The organism is Streptomyces coeruleorubidus (assembly GCF_028885415.1).
Lineage (GTDB): Bacteria > Actinomycetota > Actinomycetes > Streptomycetales > Streptomycetaceae > Streptomyces > Streptomyces coeruleorubidus_A.
On the sequence record NZ_CP118527.1, the window covers coordinates 5,799,883 to 5,816,543 of the forward strand.

Consider the following 16,661-nt stretch of genomic DNA (forward strand, 5'->3'; position numbering starts at 1 on the left):
ACAGCGGCCCGGTTCCCCTCAGGGGGTGCCGGGCCGCTGTCCTGTGCGTCGTGGCTCTTACTCGCCGCTCCGGCGGCGCGGTTTGATGCCGGTGAGATCCAGATCCACGGGGAACGGGGCGCTGACCTTCATCCGCTCACGGAAGATCCCGGTGCTGGTGTACGCGCCGGTGGTGGGCTCCAGCTCGAAGGCGTGCACGGCGGCGAGGCCCTTCTCGTTCTCCACGCGCCAGTAGTGGGGGATACCGGCCCGGGCGTACTTCAGCGGTTTGGTCTCGCGGTCCCGGGAGACGGAGTCCGCCGAGACGACCTCGATGGCGAGCAGGACGGACTCCGCTGGGTAGCGGGTCTGCTCAGGATCGTCCACTACTTCGCCGCGTACCACGATCACATCCGGCTCAGGGCGGTTCTGGCGGTCGATGTCGATGGTGAACTCGCGGACGACCTCGAATTCCGCCGGGGCCAGGGACTGAAGCTGCCAATTGAAGAAATCAACCGCACGCGAGTGGAAAAGAGTCTGAGGACTCACGAAGACCAGGCTCCCGTCGATCAGTTCCGTGTGCGGAGGCAGATTCGGGAGGCGGTCCAGGTCGTCGGCGGTCCAGCCGCCTTCCGGCGGGGTCGGCCAGGTCGGCGTGGACGCCTTCGGTGCGACGCTCATCAGTGCTCCCATGGGACGGAGTCTCGCCGGGTCTTTCAGACTATCGGGCGGAAACGGGCGGGGTCTCCCGCGAACGTGTGAACGACGGTCGTGTCCTTGACGCAGGCGTTCGGGGCGGCCTGTGGATAACTCCGGGGCTGTCGGTGCGGGCGCCTATGGTGGACGCAGTGGTCGAGGCGCGACGCACGGGGGACGGAACGATGGGCGCTACTGGCGGGACGGGTGTGATGACGGAACTGGACGCGGTGACCGGGAACGGGGGTGGTGCGGGCAGCGGCCTCGCCGGGCCCCTCGGCGCCGACGCGAGCGAGGCGCTGGTCGCGCTGCACCGGGTCTTCGGCTACGAGGCCTTCCGCGGTGAGCAGGAAGCCGTCATCGACCACGTCGTGGCGGGCGGCGACGCTGTCGTGCTTATGCCGACCGGCGGCGGCAAGTCGTTGTGCTACCAGATCCCGGCCCTGGTCAGGCCGGGTACGGGTGTGGTCGTCTCCCCGCTCATCGCCCTGATGCAGGACCAGGTGGACGCGCTGCGGGCGCTGGGTGTGCGGGCCGGGTTCATGAACTCCACGCAGGACTTCGACGAGCGGCGGATGGTGGAGGCGGAGTTCCTCGCCGGGGAGCTGGACGTGCTGTACCTGGCGCCGGAGCGGCTGCGGCTTCAGAACACGCTCGACCTGCTCTCACGCGGGAAGATCTCCGTCTTCGCGATCGACGAGGCACACTGCGTCTCCCAGTGGGGCCACGACTTCCGGCCGGACTACCTGTCGCTGTCGCTGCTCGGCGAGCGCTGGCCGGAGGTACCGCGGATCGCGCTCACGGCGACGGCCACGCACGCGACGCACCAGGAGATCACCGAGCGGCTGAACATGCCGTCGGCCCGGCACTTCGTGGCGAGCTTCGACCGGCCCAACATCCAGTACCGGATCGTGCCGAAGGCGGACCCGAAGAAGCAGCTGCTGAGCTTCCTGCGCGAGGAGCACGCTGGCGACGCGGGCATCGTCTACTGCCTGTCGCGCAACTCGGTCGAGAAGACCGCCGAGTTCCTCAGCCGCAACGGCATCGAGGCGGTGCCGTACCACGCGGGCCTGGACTCGGGTACGCGCGCGGCCCACCAGTCCCGCTTCCTGCGGGAGGACGGCCTGGTGGTGGTGGCGACCATCGCCTTCGGCATGGGCATCGACAAGCCGGACGTACGCTTCGTCGCCCACCTCGACCTGCCCAAGTCGGTCGAGGGCTACTACCAGGAGACGGGCCGGGCGGGGCGTGACGGGCTGCCGTCGACGGCCTGGATGGCGTACGGGCTGAACGACGTCATCCAGCAGCGCAAGCTGATCCAGTCGGGCGAGGGCGACGAGGCGTTCCGGCGGCGGGCCCAGGCCCACCTGGACTCGATGCTGGCGCTGTGCGAGACGGCCCAGTGCCGCCGGGGCCAGCTCCTCGCCTACTTCGGCCAGGACCCGGACCCGGCCGGCTGCGGCAACTGCGACACCTGCCTGACCCCGCCGGAGACCTGGGACGGCACGATCGCGGCGCAGAAGGTGCTGTCGACGGTGGTACGGCTCCAGCGGGAGCGGGGGCAGAAGTTCGGCGCGGTGCAGATCGTCGACATCCTGCTGGGCAAGCGGACCGGCAAGGTGATCCAGTTCGACCACGACCAGCTGTCGGTGTTCGGCATCGGCGACGAGCTGACCGAGGGCGAATGGCGCGGTGTGATCCGGCAGTTGCTGGCCCAGGGACTGCTCGCGGTCGAGGGCGAGTACGGCACGCTGGTGCTGACCGAGGCGAGCGGGGAGGTGCTGCGGCGGGAGCGGGAAGTGCCGCTGCGGAAGGAGCCGAAGCAGCCGGTGACCTCCCGGTCGGGGGCGTCGGGATCGTCGGGCTCCGGGCGGGGCGAGCGCAAGGCCAAGACGGCCGCGGCCGAGCTGCCCGAGGAACTGCTGCCGGCCTTCGAGGCGCTGCGCGCCTGGCGCGCCGAGCAGGCTCGCGAGCAGGGCGTCCCGGCGTACGTCATCTTCCACGACGCCACGCTGCGGGAGATCGCCACGGTGTGGCCGAACTCGGTGGCCGAGCTCGGTGGGATCAGCGGGGTGGGCGAGAAGAAGCTCGCGACGTACGGGGAGGGTGTGCTGGAGGTCCTCGCGTCACTGGGCGGGCCGCAGGGCGCGGCTCCGGCGGTCGGCTCGGCTGCGGAGGCCGGCTCGACGGTGGCTGAGGTGCCCGGCCAGGGCGCGGGCGGACCGGAGGATTGGCCGGAGCTGGACGGGGAGCCGGAGCCCGACTGGATATAGGGCCGAGCTCCCGCAGGGGCAGGGGCAGGGCATCGACAGAGCTGGGCGTTGGTCCGGCCTGGGCATCGGCCTGCTTTCCCGGCCGGTGCATCGGCAGATCTGGGCGTCGGCCCGGCCTGGCGTAGACCCGCGATCCCGGCCGGTGCATCGGCAGAACTGGGCGTCCGCCCGCCCGGGCGTCGGACTGCGCCCCCGGCCGCGCCGCGCAGCGGATCGTCACAGTGCCGTGCCGCGTACGCCCGGTCATAGCCCTACGGGCCCCTGGGCGCCCGGCCGCCGGGAACGGGCGCGGTGCGGGGCAGCCAGCGGGTGAGGGGGCGGCCCAGCAGCTCCACGACCGCGGAGGCGGCCCGGCCGAGCCCGCCGACGGTGACCATGCCGGCGCCACCGGCCGCCCGGGCCGGCAGGGCTACGACAGGGCAGTCAGCCCCGGCGCGAACACGATCAGCAGGGGCAGCAGCGGTACCAGCGCGGCCGTGGTGGTCGTCAGGGCCCGGTGCCGGCGGCCCAGCCGGGGCGGCGGTTCCAGGAGCCGGTCGACCCGCTCGCCCAGCAGGCGGTGGCTGGAGGCGCAGGACAGGACGCCGCGGTGCTGGTTGAGCTCGATCAGGGCCAGGGCCGTGGTCAGGTGGCCGCAGCGGCGGGAGGCCGTGTCGTCGGCGGCCAGTTCGACCAGGCGGTGCGTCTGGTCGCAGAAGTGGGCGAACAGCGGGATGCGGGGGAAACCGGTGGCCAGGGCGGTGGACAGGTGCAGCAGCCAGTCGTGGCGGGCGCGGGCGTGGCCGCGCTCGTGGGTGAGGACGGCGTCGAGCTGGTGGTCCGTGAGGCGGTGCAGCGCGCCCGTGGTGACGATCAGCTGGGGCGGGTTGCCGGGCATCCACCAGGCGTCGGGGTATTCGTCCTCCAGGACCAGGAGGGGGCCGCGGGCGGCGGGCAGTCCGGCCGGCAGGTCGGGGGCGCGTTCGCGGAGGTGGGCGCGGGCCTGGCCGCGACGCCGGCGCGCCTCGACGAGTTCACGCGCGAGCATCGCGGTCGTCCAGGCGGCACCGCAGGCCAGCAGCAGGGTGAGGGCGGCGGCCCCGGGCGGCGCCGTGGACAGGTCGTACGCCGCCGTCACCGCGGGCGGAGCCGGGGCGAAGAGCTGGGCGCGGACGGTGCCGAAGACGGCGGCGGCGCCCAGGGCGAGTGCTGTCACGCAGCAGAGCAGGACGGTGGCGACCAGGCACTGCCACACCCACAGCGCGACCACCGGTTCCCGCTCGGGCCAGGCGGCCCGGGTCAGCGCACGGGGAACGGGTACGGCGGCCGTCACGGCGACAACACTCAGCAGGAGCAGGCAGACGGTCATTGCCACGGGCTCCGGTTCCTGGTCGGAAGAAGGGCGGCTACGGGTCGTGCGAGGGAGGGCGGCTGCTGTGCGCACCGGTGACGCGGTTGACGTACACACCGACGACGCGACGAACGCGACGAACGTGCCGTGCACAGTGCGCGTGCGGGCACACCGCCCGACGCCCAGTATGACGGTGCCGGGCGGTGTGGGTCAGGGTTCCAGCGGCATCAGAAGCGCCGGGAGGGCGAGTGTCGGCCAGATCCGGGCCGTGGAGCGCCGTCAGGCCGGCACCACCCGCCCCGTCACCTCGCCCAGCCCCACCCGCACACCGTCCGGCCCCGGCGCCCAGGCCGACAGGGTCACCACGTCGCCGTCCTCCAGGAACGTCCGCTTGCCGTCGGGGAGTTCGAGCGGGTCGCGGCCGTTCCAGGTCAGTTCGAGGAGGGAGCCGCGCTCGCGGTCCGCCGGGCCGCTGACCGTGCCCGAGCCGTACAGGTCGCCGGTGCGCAGGGAGGCGCCGTTGACGGTCATGTGGGCCAGCTGCTGGGCGGCCGTCCAGTACATGGTGGAGAAAGGCGGCTCGGAGACGACGTGGCCGTTCACGGCGACGGCGATCCGCAGGTCGTAGCCGCCGGGTTCCTCGTCGCCGTCGTCCAGGTAGGGCAGCAGCTCGTGCGTCCGGGCCGGCGGGGCCACCCGGGCGTCCTCCAGGGCGTCCAGCGGGGTGATCCACGCCGACACCGACGTGGCGAAGGACTTGCCGAGGAACGGGCCGAGCGGGACGTACTCCCAGGCCTGGATGTCGCGCGCGGACCAGTCGTTGAGGAGGCAGAGACCGAAGACGTGCTCGCGGAAGCCGTCGAGGGACACCGGCTCGCCCATCCGGGACGGCACGCCGACCACGAAGCCGACCTCCGCCTCGATGTCCAGGCGGACGGACGGGCCGAAGACGGGAGCCGGGTCCGTGGGCGCCTTGCGCTGGCCCGCGGGGCGTACGACGTCCGTGCCCGAGACGACGACCGTGCCGGAGCGGCCGTGGTAGCCGATCGGCAGGTGCTTCCAGTTGGGGGTCAGGGAGTCCTCGGCGTCGGGGCGGAAGATCCGGCCGACGTTCCGGGCGTGGTTCTCGGACGCGTAGAAGTCGACGTAGTCCGCGACCTCGAAGGGGAGGTGCAGGGTCACCGAGGACAGGGGGTGGAACATCGGTGCGACGGTCTCGCGGTGGGACGGCACGGTCACCCATGCCGTCAGCGCCCGGCGTACGTCCGACCAGGCGGTGCGGCCCGCGGCCAGCAGCGGGTTGAGGGTCGGCCGCGCGAGCAGGGAGGCGTACGGGGAGCCGAGGGCGTGGGCCGCCGCGCCGGCGTCCAGTACGTGGTCGCCGAGCCGGACGCCCACGGTCCGGCGGGAGGAGCCGGGGAGGGAGAACACGCCGTACGGCAGGTTGTGCGGACCGAAGGGGTCGCCCTCGGGGACATCGAAGGGGGGCATCGGGTGCTGCCTCGCTTTCGGGTGTGCCGTGTCGTCGCCACGTGTTCGTGGTCGTGCCACACGTTACGGGTGGCACACCGGTCCTGGGCAGTGTCCGAGGAGGCGGATACGGGCGAACGGGGCAGGTGGGCCGCGGTGGGACCGGACGGTGGGGCTCCGGCGCGGCGGACGGGACGCCCCATTCGTACGTGCCGGAAGTTATCCACAGGACGCGACGCAATCTTGACGGAGCGGTGCGAACGGGGCGACTCTGGGCGGGTGCCGGAAGGCCTCGGGGAGGGGGCGTTCCGACGGCACACCTGGGGGGGCGGATGGCCATTGGGGAGGCCGGTCCGGGCTCGGTACGGCGTGGTTCGCAGCTCAAGCGGCTGGAAGAGACCATGCGCGTGCGGCTCGGCCGGGAATGTGTGTATGTACCGTCGTGCCGTTTCGGGCTGTACGTGGCGCTGCGCCACTGGTGCCCGCCCGGCGGCCGGGTGCTGATGTCGCCGGTCAACGACGACGTCATCTTCTTCGTCGTGCTCGCGGCCGGACTGCGTCCGGTGCAGGCGCCGTTGAACCCGCTCGACGCGTCCATCGACATCGATGCCGTGCCGGACGAGACCTGGAGATCGGTGTCGGCCGTGCTCACGACGAACCTGTACGGGAATCCCGACCCGGCGCCGCGCCTCAGGCAGAAGTGCGACGCGCTGGGGATCCCGCTGTTCGAGGACGCGGCGCACGCCATCGGCAGCCGGGTGGGGGACCGGCCGGTCGGGGCGTGGGGCGAGGCCTCCGCGTTCAGCCTGTCCAAGCACGTCGGGGCGAAGGCCGGGGGCATGCTCTCCCTCGCCGACCCAGGGCTGCGGGACGCGGTGGAGAAGACCTGCGCGGGACTGCTCACGCCGCGCCGGCCGGGCTCCGAACTCGCCTACGCGATCCGGCCGTACGCGGAGGCGGCGGTGCGCGGGCTGCGGCTGCGGCGCGCCGCCTGGGCCGCGATCCGGCTGCTGGGGCTGGCCGACCGCGAGGAGATCCGGATGCCGCTGCGCCCGGACGAACTCGCGCGGGCCGCCCGCCGGGCGCCCGGGCTCGACGCCCACCACCCCTGGGTACGCGTCGACATGCACGACTACCGCCAGGAGTCCGGCCGGCTGCGGCTGCGTCGCATCGGCCGCAGGCTCGACCGGCTGGACGACGTGCTGGACTCCTGCCGGGCGGGCACGGAACTGCTTCTGTCCACGCCCTGGGCCAAGCCGCGTGACGCGTACGGCACCCAGCCGTTGTTCCGCGTCCCGCTGTTCGTGGCGGACCGGGACGCGGCTATCGCGGCACTGGCACGGCGGGGCGTCGTCGTCGGCTACCTCTACGACCCGCCCCTGGACGACTACGCCGGCGCGGAGTTCACCGACCCCTCACCGGCCCCCGAGGCGGCCCGCTGGTTCGCGCGGCACGCGCTGCCCGTGGACCCGCTGCGGGCCCGGACGGTCGTCGAGGTGCTTCAGCGGTCCGGGGCACGGCCGGTCCAGGCACCGGGAGAGTCACCCCGCAGCAGTCCGGAACCGGGAGGGCTGGGTCAGTCCCGTGGCTGAGATCCAGGTGCACGAGCCCGCCACCACGCGCGCCGACGGCGGCGGACCGAAGCCTGCCGCCGCCGACGAGCACACGCACGACTCGCTGTTCAAGAACGCCTACTTCCTCATGCTCAGCACCGGCGTCTCCGCCGTACTGGGCCTGGGATTCTGGCTGGTGGCCGCCCGCTACTACTCCGAGGAGGCCGTCGGCCAGGGCTCCGCCGCCATCGCCGCGATGCGGCTGCTCGCCAGCATCACGGCGACGACGATGATCGGCGCCGTGGTCCGTTTCGTCCCGCGCGCGGGACGGGAGACCGGACGCCTCGTGTGGGGCACGTACGCGGCCAGTTCGCTGATCGTGGCGCTCGCCGCCGCCGTCTTCCTGCTCACGCTCGACGCCTGGGGAGCGTCGTACGCCCCCCTGGGCACGCCCATGGCGGGCGCGGTGTTCGTCGCGGCGTGCGTGGCCTGGGCGCTGCTCACGCTCCAGGACGGGGTGCTCACCGGTCTGCGCAAGGCGGAGTGGGTGCCGGCCGGGAACGCGGTGTTCTCGGTCGGGAAACTGGCCCTCCTGGCCGTCTTCGCCGGCACGCTGCCCGTCCTCGGCATCTTCGTCTCCTGGGCGGTGGCGATCGCCTTCTCCACCCTGCCGCTGGGCTGGCTGATCTTCCGCCGGCTCATCCCGCGCCAGGCCGAACTCGAGCGCGAGAAGGAGCCCCCGAAACTCCGCGACATGGGCCGCTTCCTGGCCGGGGACTCGCTGGGCGCGCTGTTCAGCCTGGCGATGATCAACCTGCTGCCGGTGATGGTCGCGGTCCGCTTCAGCGCCGCGGAGAACGGCTACTTCTACGTGGCGTACACCGTCGGCGGCACGATGGAGTTCATGGCCATCAATATGGCCTCGTCCCTCACCGCGCACGCCTCCCACGACCCGCGACAGCTCGCCGACGGCGTCCGGGGCGCCCTGCGGCGCATGACGCTGCTGCTGGTCCCGGTCGTGCTGGTGCTGGTCCTCTTCGCCCCCTACATCCTCACGCCCTTCAGCCCGGACTACGCCGAGCACGGCTCGACCGTGCTGCGGCTGCTCGCCCTCGGCGCGCTGCCGCGGGTCGTGGTGGAGCTGTACATCGGCGTACTGCGCGTGCAGGGGCGCACAGGTGTGCTCGCCGCCCTCCAAGGCGCCATGTGCGCCCTGGTGCTGGGCAGCGCGGCCGTGCTGTTCACCCCGGCCGGGATCGCGGGCGCAGGCTGGGCGGTGCTGCTGAGCATGACGCTGATCGCTGTGGTCTCCACGGCCGGGCTGCGAGCGGCACTGCGGCACAACGGCAGCACGCCCGCGGCCCGTACGCCCGCCGATCCCTCCCATCCCTCCTACGGCACCCGCTGGGCGAAACTGAACGCCACCGCCGGGTACGGCACGACCTGGGCCCGACGGGCCGCGTACCAGCCCAAGGACGGCGACGAGGACACGGTCACGTTGTTCATAGGGCGCCCCGGATACGAACGCGAGGCGCTCCAGGCGGACACGCTGGCGCTGATCGTGCGGCCGCATCGCCCGGACGGGCAGCAGCATCCGGACGCCGCGGAGAAGGGGGCGAGCGCCGAGGCCGTCGAGACGGCGGATACGAGCGAGGACCACGACAGCCACGGGGAGCCGAGAGCGCCTCAGCGCGCGGGAACCGCCGACTACGAGGACACCGCCGGGCACGAGGGGCCCGCCGAGGCCGAGGACGAAACCCGGGAGCGGCGGCTGAGAGGCGCCCTCTGGAGCCTGCTCGGCGTCGCCACCGTCTTCTTCTGGGCGCCGTTGCGCGACCTGCCCTGGCTCGACGGTGCCACCCAAGCGGCACTGACGGGGCGTCAGCTGCTGGAGGGTCTGCCGTTGCCGTCGCTCACCGCGGGAGGCCTGCTGCTCGTGGTGTTCGTCGCCGCCCTCACGCTGTGCACCCGGCGCGACCCGTGGCTGCCCGGCACGGCGCTGTACGCCGCCCTGCTCGCCCTGTACGCCGCACCGGTCGCCCTCGGGCGGGAACCGCGGCCGGTGGACGGGGCGTTGTATGTGAAGACGGCCGGCTTCCTCGCGGACGCGGTGGGGCTCGACGGGCCCGAGCCGCTGCTGCGCTGGGCGCCGCCGGTCTGCCAGCTGCTGTGTCTCGTACCGCTGTGGCTGCTGCTCGCGAGCGCGGGCGGACGGCTGACGTGGCCGGGGCGCTGGGGGGTTCTGTATCTCGTCGCGGTCGGCGGCTGGGTGTGGCGTGCGGCGCTCGCACCGGTCGCGCCGCCCCTGCTCGCCGTACTTGTCGTACTCGTCCTGCTCCTGCCGGTCTGCCGCCGTGCCGCGTCGGCCATGGGGCTACCGCACCGCAGAAGGTCGGCCATGGGACTGCCGCACCGCAGAAGGCCCAACGGCCGATCCAGCGCCTGATCAAGCTCCAGAGCCGAACAGAGCCAACAGAGCCGAACCGCCAGGGGGGAACCACCGTGCGTCCGCCAGTAACTCCGAGGGAGAGACCCACGCCAGAACCCACACCCGCACGGGACGGCGCGAGCACCCCCGGCAGCAGCCCCGAAGCCTCCAGCCAGTCCGCCAGCCCCTCCTCCTCGGAGTCGTCGAGCCCCGCCCATGAGCCCGTGACGGACCTGTCCGACCTGCCCCCTGCCCCCTCGGGGCGGCGCGCGCCGGCCTGGCCCGGCGTTCCGCTGCTCGTCGCGCTCGCCCTGTGGGCGTACGCCATGCGGCACACCGACGTCTCGCGGCTCGACGACTACGGGCTGGTCACCGCGCTGCACCCGACCTTCTGGGCCGGCCTCGTGGTGCTCACGACCGGGTTCTGGTTCACGGTCCGCGATCCGCGCCGGCCGGGTGCCTGGGCAGCGGCGTACGTCCTCGGGCTGCTGGTGATGGAGCGGGCCACGCAGGCCGTGCTCTACCCGACCCCGCTGTACGCCTGGGCGTGGAAGCACGAGGCGGTCATCGACCATCTGCTGACGGCGGGCGGTCTGCAAACGGCCGACCAGGTCGGCGACATGGCGGTGTACGACCAGTGGCCCGGCTTCTTCGCCGCGCAGGCCGCCCTGATGCGGCTGCTGGGCGTGGACTCGGCGGCGATGTTCATGGCCTGGTGGCCCCTGGTCTCCAGCCTGATGCTGCTGCTCCCGCTGCTGCTGATCTACCGCACCTTCACGGAGGACCGGCGGCTGATCTGGACCGCCGTCTGGCTCTTCTACGTCGCCAACTGGGTCGGGCAGGACTATTTCTCCCCCCAGTCCGTGGCCTACGCGCTGCACGTCGGCGTCCTGGCCCTGGTCCTGCGCCGCTTCGGCCGGTCCGCCGGGCGGCGCGGGCGGCCCCGGCAGGCGGTGTGGACGGTGGTGCTCACCGTCATGCTCGTGGCGATCGTCATCTCCCACCAGCTCACCCCGGGCATGCTGGTCGTCTGCCTGATCGCCCTGTGCCTCAGTCGCCGCTACCGAGACTGGGTCCCGGCGGTCACGACCGTCGTGATCTTCCTGGCCTGGTGTCTCACGGCCGCGCTGCCCTTCCTGTCCGCGGCGATGCCGGACATGATCCGCTCCGTCGGTGACGTCGGCGCCAACGTGGAGACGGGATACGGCGCCACGCCGACCGGCGCCGGAGCGATAGCGACCTCCTGGGCGGCCCGGCTGCTGTCCGGCTCCGTCCTGCTGCTCGCGGCCGTCGGCGTCCTGCGCCAGCGGGTGCTGCGGCACCGCGCCCGCCCCCTGGTGCTGATCGCGGCGGCCCCGCTGCCGATGTTCGCGGCGAGCAGCTACGGCAGCGAGATGATCTTCCGGGTGCTGCTGTTCATGCTGCCCGGCGCCGCGTTCTTCGCCGCCGCCGCGCTGCTGCCCAAGGTCCGTACGCTGGCCGCGGACGCCGCGGCGCAGGAGGCCGGCAGCCGGCAGGCCGCCCCCGTGAAGTCCCGCGGACGAGGGCTCGGTGCCTGGGTGGGGTTGGCCGCACTGCTCGGCGGAACCCTGGCTTTCGTCCCGGCCTACTCGGGCAAGGACCGGATCAACTACTTCCCGCCGCAGGAAGTGGCCCTCGTACGGCAGCTCTTCGACCAGGCGCCCGACGGCTCGCTCGTCGTGGCCGCCAACCGCAACTACCCGCTGGCGTACGCCTCCTACTGGAGCGTCGACCACTACTGGTTCCTCGACGACGCCCGCAGCCACGTCGACCGGATCGTCGAGAACCCGGCCGGCACCCTCGCCGGTGACATGGCCGGGGTGGAGCGGCCGGCCCGGGCCTACTTCCTGCTCACGCAGGGGCAGTTGGCCAACTCCGAGATGAACGGACAGCTCGACAAGACGCAGCTGGAGCGCATCCAGAAGTCCGTCGCCGCCTCACCACGGTTCCAGCTCGTGGCGGAGAACAGCGCCGGATGGCTCTACGTACTGAAGCAGGCGCAGGGAGCGCAGCGATGACACCGCAGGAACTCGTGGTCCGGATGCTGCCGCCGTTCGGCGGCTGGCTCGCGCTCGCCGCCCTCGCGCTGCCCGGCGGATCGCCGCTGCGGGGCGCCGCCGTCGCCCTCTTCCTGGCGGCGGGCCCGGGCGCGGCCGTGGTCAGAGTCTGCGCCCCCGCGCTCAGGGCGCGGCCCGCCGAAGGGCCCGTCGAGCGCCGGGACCCGGACTTCGCCCGCCACTCCGACCTGCTGGAGCGGCTGATGCTGATGCTGTTCCTGAGCATCGGCGCCGTGATGCTCGTCGCGACCGTGCTGATCGCCACGCACACCTTCAGCGCGCAGCGGGTGCTGCTGACGCTGACGCTGCTGACCACACTCGCCGCGTTCTGTCCGCCGCTGCGCGCCTCCCCGCCGCCGAGGACGACTCCGAGGACACCGAAGGGTTCTGCTCCGTGAGGTTCAACCGTCCCCACCGTCCCTTTCGCCGCAAGCCGACCACGACCGGACAGCACCGCAGGAGGCCACAGCCGCACGAGGAACAGCCGTCCGCCGGCCCGTTCACATCGAGCCGGCGCCGTCTGCTGATCACGTCCGCCACGATCGTCAGCGCGGTCCTGGTCGGCGCACTCGCCCTCCGGAACGCCTCCGGGCCGGACCCGGGAGCCACCGGTTCCAAGGCGGACTGCCGCCCCACGGCGCTCCTGGAACCGCCCTGCGGCGCCTGGTTCGGGGCGTTCGTGCCGCACGAGCGGGACGACCTGCCGGAGAAGGTGCGCGCCTACGAGAAGCGCGTGGGCCGCGAACTCGACATCGTGTACACGTACCACGACATGTCCCTGCCCGAGGGCACCCGCCGGGAGGGCCAGCTGCTCACCCCGGAGGAACAGCGCGTCGGCGAGGACCATCTGCTGCTGCTGTCCTGGGAGAGCAAGTGGTGGGGCGGCACGAAGCAGCAGCAGCCGACCTGGAAGCAGATCGCCTCCGGCGAGCTGGACGAGGCCGTCATCGACGTCCAGGCGAGGCGCATCAAGGACTACGGCAAGAAGGTGTTCCTCTCCTTCGACCTGGAGATGGACACCCGCACCCCGGACAACGGCACCCCCGCCGACTACGTGAAGGCCTACCGGCACATCCACGACCGGTTCCGCGAACTGGGCGTCGACAACGTGGTGTGGACGTGGATCACCACCGGCTACCTCGACCACGCCGACGAGATGAAGCGGATGTATCCCGGCGACGAGTACGTCGACTGGATCGGCTACAACCAGTACAACTACTACCGCTGCCACAAAACCGGCTGGCTCACCTTCGCGCAGACACAGCACGCCGCGCACGACTGGATCCGTAAGAACATCTCCGACGACAAGCCGCTGATGCTCTCCGAGTTCGGCACGGCGGCGGACTCGGCACGCCCGCAGCGGCAGGCCGAGTGGTACGCGCAGGTGCCCGGGGTGCTGAAGGGCCTGAAGGGCGTCAAGGCCGCCCTCCAGTGGAACTACCGCGACCCCGGACCGCACTGCAACCTGGCCCTGGCGAACGACGCGGCCTGGGACAGCCTGCGCAAGGCGGTCGCCGACCCGTACTTCAACCAGCCCCTCAAGTAACTCGGGCAGCGATCAGCCCGCGAACTCGGGCCCGCGCACCACCGCGCGGGCCCGCCGGTACCACCGCCACGCGATCGTCTTCGGCCCGTCCCGGTACGGCGCGACCCGCGCGCCCGCACCCGCCAGCCAGCCCTCGACGTCGGCGACGGTGTGGGTACGCCGGACGATGAGCCGGGCGATGCGGTAGCGCTCGTCGCGGTCGGAGCTGAGCGCGTGCCGTACGGCGGTCGCCGTCTCGTAGCCGGCCCGGGCCGACATCGCCCGCACACGCGGGCTGTTGTAGCCGTGCGGATAGGCGAGATGGCGGACCTCGTGCCCGAGGGCGTCCTCCAGCACGGCCTTCGACGAGCGCAGTTCGTACGCCAGGTCCTTGCCGGACAGGGTGTCGAGCTGCGCGTGCGTGACCGTGTGGCTGCCGATCTCCATGCCGTAACGTTCCAGCTCCGCCGCCCGGTCCAGGGTCATCATCGGCGCGGGCGGCAGCAGACTGCGGCCGCCCGGGGCGATGGCGCCGGTGGTGAGATAGGCGGTGGCGGGCAGCGCCCGCTCGGCCAGCGCCTCGGCGGTGGGGCCGGGCAGATCGGCGAAGCCGTCGTCGAAGGTGAGCAGCACGGGCCGGGGCGGCAGGGGAGCCCGACCGGCCAGATGGTCGGCGATCGCGCTGATCGTGACGGGCGTACGGCCGCTGCGGACCACGGCGTCGAGATGCGCGGCGAACTGCTTCGGCGTGACCGTGAACTCGGCGATCCAGTCGGGCGGATCGTCCATCACGGAGTGGTACAGGAAGACCGGGATGGCCGGGGAGCCGACCGCACCCGGGAGTGATATCGGCCCCTCACCGTCCCGCGTACCCCGCTCCGCCCGGCCTCTGCCGTCCCCCTGCCCCTCACCACGCGTACGTGCAGACGTCCTCATCTCGCCCCCTCAACACGCGCGCGCAGCGCCCGCCGCGCACGCAGATAGCCGACAGGCCCGTACACCATCCCCCTGCGCTGCAACCGCGACAGCCGCCGCGGCCACGGATGCGTCCGCACGTCGTGGTCGCCCGGCGCCCCGCCGCCCTCCGTCTCGCGTACGGCGGTCAGCGCGCGGGCGTGGACGAGGCCCCGGGGCAGCCGCGCGAGGAACGCCGGCAGCAGCGCCGGGCGGTTCACGAGCACCGCGGTGAGATAGGCGGTGAGTCCGGCGCCGTAGCCGTACGCCTGGGTCTCCAGATCCCGCCAGGTCTCCCGGTGGTGGTGCCACACCAGGGCGTACGGGGTGTAGCGCAGCCGGTGGCCCTCGGCGAGGACGCGGACGAAGCCGTAGAGGTCGTCGCCGCCCCGGGCGGCCGTGCCGGCACCGGTGGCCGGGTCGAAACCGCCGACGGACCGCAGGGCGGCCGTCCGGAAGGCCATGTTGGCACCGGAGCCGAACCGCCCCGCCGTGAACGGGAACAGCGGTTCGTCTCCCGGCGGACGCGCCGGGTCGTACGTCCTTGGAGTGAAGCCTTTCGCGAAGCCGCCGTGGCTCTCCAGCAGCACCTGGGCCGGGGTGGTCAGCCGCGCGGGCAGGATCAGCCCGGTGCTGCACCCGAGTCCCGGGTCGGCGGCGAAGGGCGCGGTCAGCTCGCTCAGCCAGCGCGGGTCGGCGACCACGTCGTCGTCGGTGAAGGCGACCACCTCGCCCCGCACGGCCGCGAGCCCCGTGTTGTGCGCGACCGCGAGGCCGGGCACCGGCTCGCAGACGTAGCGCACGCGCTCGGCGTACTTCCGCTCGACCAGCTCCCGCGTCTCGCTCGTCACGGGAGCGTTGTCCACGACGACGACCTCGAACCGCGGATGGTCCTGCGCCAGCAGCGAGTCCAGCGCCCGGGCCAGCTGCCCGGCACGCTCCCGGGTGGCGATGACGACACTCGTGTACGGCGGCTCACCGGCTGCTCCGGGTCCACGAGCCTGCGCGGGCCCCGGCGCACACTCCGCCCGCGCCCGCGCCGCGAGCACGGTCTTCGCATCCGCCCCCTCCGGCACCCGCCCCAGCAGCGTCCCCACGGGCCACCCACCCTGCCTGACCAGCACGAACACCTCGCCGTGCGTCACCGGCGGACTCCCCGGGCCCGGTCTGAGCACCGCCTCGTCGCCGTCGAGGTCCAGTTCGGCGACCTGCACCGCCCCGATGTCCAGGAACCGCCGTATCTCCTCCTGCGCACGTGCCGATCGGGCCATGCGCCCTCCCCCCTCGTCGTCAGGTACGGCGCAGCCGAGCCGCGCCCTTCAGGGTCCGCGCGGCCAGCGACGCGAGCCGTGGCCTGCCGCGGACGAAGCTGTGCGCGCGGCGCGCCGGCTCGCGGCTCAGCCAGTGCAGCGCCGCGCCCGTCCCCGGACGCGTCACCGCACCCTCGTACACGGGCAGTTCGCCCGTCTTCAGCGCGTCCTTGTACTCGGCCGCGCCCCGCCCCAGGTCGAGCATGCCGATACCCGCGGCGGCCGCCGCCTCGGCCATGCGCAGGTGCAGCACCAGACCCGGTGAGTACTTCGCGAACTCCGGGTCGTAGGCCGGGAACCAGCAGGCCAGGACCGAGGCGGAGCGCAGTCCGAAGTGCGCGGCCAGCGGCCGCTGCCCGGCGTACAGCACGGACAGCGTGCCGCTGCACTCCGGTGCCCGGGTGTGGGCCAGCCGCCTCACGAGCCGGGTGATCCACTCCCGGGCGAACCGGTCCCGGCGGCCCGTCCTGCGGTACTGCGCCGACTTCCACTCCATCAGCGTGCGCAGCGCGGCCGGATCGCGCTCGTCGAAGACGAACCGCAGCTCGCCGACCTGCCGGCCCAGCCTGCGCTCCTTGGCCAGGGTGGTCTTCAGGAACTTCGGCGACTGGGCGCGCAGCACCGACTCGTACGTCTCGTAACCCTTCTCCACGTCGATGACGTAGGTGGCGTGCTCCTCGGCCGCGTACCGGACGAACAGCCGCTGCTCGGCCTCCAGGTTGTCGAAGGCGAAGCTCGACAGCGCGCAGGCCCGCAGCAGTTCACCCGTGTCCAGATCGAGGCCGGGCCGCAGGATCGCGCCCTGCGCGTCCGAGACGCCGAGCCCGATCGCCCGGCCCTGCCCCAACGGGCCCCGCTCATGGGGCAGGAAGCCGGCCGGCTCCAGCCCCTCGTACACCACCGCGACCCGCGCCTGCGGCCTCACCAGGCCGACGGCTGCGGTGAACTCCGGTTCCATGAAGGGGTTGCGCGGTGTCTCCGACGCCGCGCGCAGCGCGCGCCAGCGCTCCCTCTCCCCCTCGCCGAGCTCCCCGGGCCGAGCCACACGTATGCGCCCACTGCTCA

The 16,661-nt window shown here is 72.7% G+C and carries 13 protein-coding genes; 6 read left to right on the top strand and 7 right to left on the bottom strand.

Features of this window, described 5'->3' with window-relative positions; translation table 11 throughout:
- Nucleotides 1-57 precede the first annotated feature (57 nt).
- Entirely contained in the window at nucleotides 58-660 is a 603-nt protein-coding gene (locus tag PV963_RS27070) for a Uma2 family endonuclease (RefSeq protein WP_274818322.1), read from the bottom strand.
- Nucleotides 661-887: 227 nt separating this feature from the next.
- Here PV963_RS27070 and recQ point away from each other — a divergent pair, with 227 nt between their 5' ends.
- Complete coding sequence (gene recQ, locus PV963_RS27075; RefSeq protein WP_425540945.1) at nucleotides 888-2,948, top strand: DNA helicase RecQ; 2,061 nt, start codon at nucleotides 888-890, stop codon at nucleotides 2,946-2,948.
- 251 nt (nucleotides 2,949-3,199) lie between these two features.
- Here recQ and PV963_RS27080 read toward each other — a convergent pair whose 3' ends face one another.
- The 3 genes from PV963_RS27080 to fahA form a co-directional block, all read right to left on the bottom strand.
- Nucleotides 3,200-3,325 carry a hypothetical protein gene (locus tag PV963_RS27080; protein ID WP_274818324.1) on the bottom strand — a complete coding sequence of 42 codons (126 nt, stop codon included), beginning with the start codon at nucleotides 3,323-3,325 and terminating at the stop codon, nucleotides 3,200-3,202.
- A 32-nt stretch (nucleotides 3,326-3,357) separates the two neighbouring features.
- On the bottom strand, nucleotides 3,358-4,296 hold the full coding sequence (locus tag PV963_RS27085) for a M56 family metallopeptidase (protein ID WP_274822127.1): 939 nt from the start codon (nucleotides 4,294-4,296) through the stop codon (nucleotides 3,358-3,360).
- A gap of 261 nt (nucleotides 4,297-4,557) precedes the next feature.
- Nucleotides 4,558-5,769, bottom strand: a complete 1,212-nt coding sequence (gene fahA / locus PV963_RS27090) for a fumarylacetoacetase (RefSeq protein WP_274818325.1) — start codon at nucleotides 5,767-5,769, stop codon at nucleotides 4,558-4,560.
- A 311-nt stretch (nucleotides 5,770-6,080) separates the two neighbouring features.
- Between fahA and PV963_RS27095 the strand changes: the two genes are divergently transcribed.
- The 5 genes from PV963_RS27095 (at nucleotide 6,081) to PV963_RS27115 (ending at nucleotide 13,353) form a co-directional block, all read left to right on the top strand.
- On the top strand, nucleotides 6,081-7,340 hold the full coding sequence (locus PV963_RS27095; RefSeq protein ID WP_274818326.1) for a DegT/DnrJ/EryC1/StrS family aminotransferase: 1,260 nt from the start codon (nucleotides 6,081-6,083) through the stop codon (nucleotides 7,338-7,340).
- Nucleotides 7,333-9,747 (top strand): lipopolysaccharide biosynthesis protein, encoded by a 2,415-nt coding sequence (locus PV963_RS27100; RefSeq protein ID WP_274818327.1) that lies wholly within the window; start codon nucleotides 7,333-7,335, stop codon nucleotides 9,745-9,747. The genes PV963_RS27095 and PV963_RS27100 overlap by 8 nt, the downstream gene beginning before the upstream one ends.
- A 206-nt stretch (nucleotides 9,748-9,953) precedes the next feature.
- Entirely contained in the window at nucleotides 9,954-11,768 is a 1,815-nt protein-coding gene (locus PV963_RS27105) for a glycosyltransferase (RefSeq protein WP_274818328.1), read from the top strand.
- The gene (locus PV963_RS27110) at nucleotides 11,765-12,205 is read left to right on the top strand and encodes a hypothetical protein (protein WP_274818329.1); all 441 of its coding nucleotides are present in this window, start codon (nucleotides 11,765-11,767) and stop codon (nucleotides 12,203-12,205) included. Before PV963_RS27105 ends, PV963_RS27110 begins: the two co-directional genes overlap by 4 nt.
- Entirely contained in the window at nucleotides 12,202-13,353 is a 1,152-nt protein-coding gene (locus tag PV963_RS27115) for a glycosyl hydrolase (protein ID WP_274818330.1), read from the top strand. Before PV963_RS27110 ends, PV963_RS27115 begins: the two co-directional genes overlap by 4 nt.
- A gap of 12 nt (nucleotides 13,354-13,365) precedes the next feature.
- Here the strand turns inward: PV963_RS27115 and PV963_RS27120 are convergent, their stop codons facing one another.
- The 3 genes from PV963_RS27120 to PV963_RS27130 all read right to left on the bottom strand — a co-directional run bounded on the left by PV963_RS27120 (nucleotide 13,366) and on the right by PV963_RS27130 (nucleotide 16,641).
- Nucleotides 13,366-14,121, bottom strand: coding sequence for a polysaccharide deacetylase family protein (locus PV963_RS27120; RefSeq protein WP_274818331.1), 756 nt, complete (start codon nucleotides 14,119-14,121; stop codon nucleotides 13,366-13,368).
- Between the two features lie 143 nt (nucleotides 14,122-14,264).
- Nucleotides 14,265-15,557, bottom strand: a complete 1,293-nt coding sequence (locus tag PV963_RS27125; protein ID WP_274818332.1) for a glycosyltransferase — start codon at nucleotides 15,555-15,557, stop codon at nucleotides 14,265-14,267.
- A 19-nt stretch (nucleotides 15,558-15,576) separates the two neighbouring features.
- Nucleotides 15,577-16,641: a GNAT family N-acetyltransferase gene (locus PV963_RS27130; protein WP_274818333.1), complete on the bottom strand. Its 1,065-nt coding sequence runs from the start codon at nucleotides 16,639-16,641 to the stop codon at nucleotides 15,577-15,579.
- Between the last annotated feature and the right edge of the window lie 20 nt (nucleotides 16,642-16,661).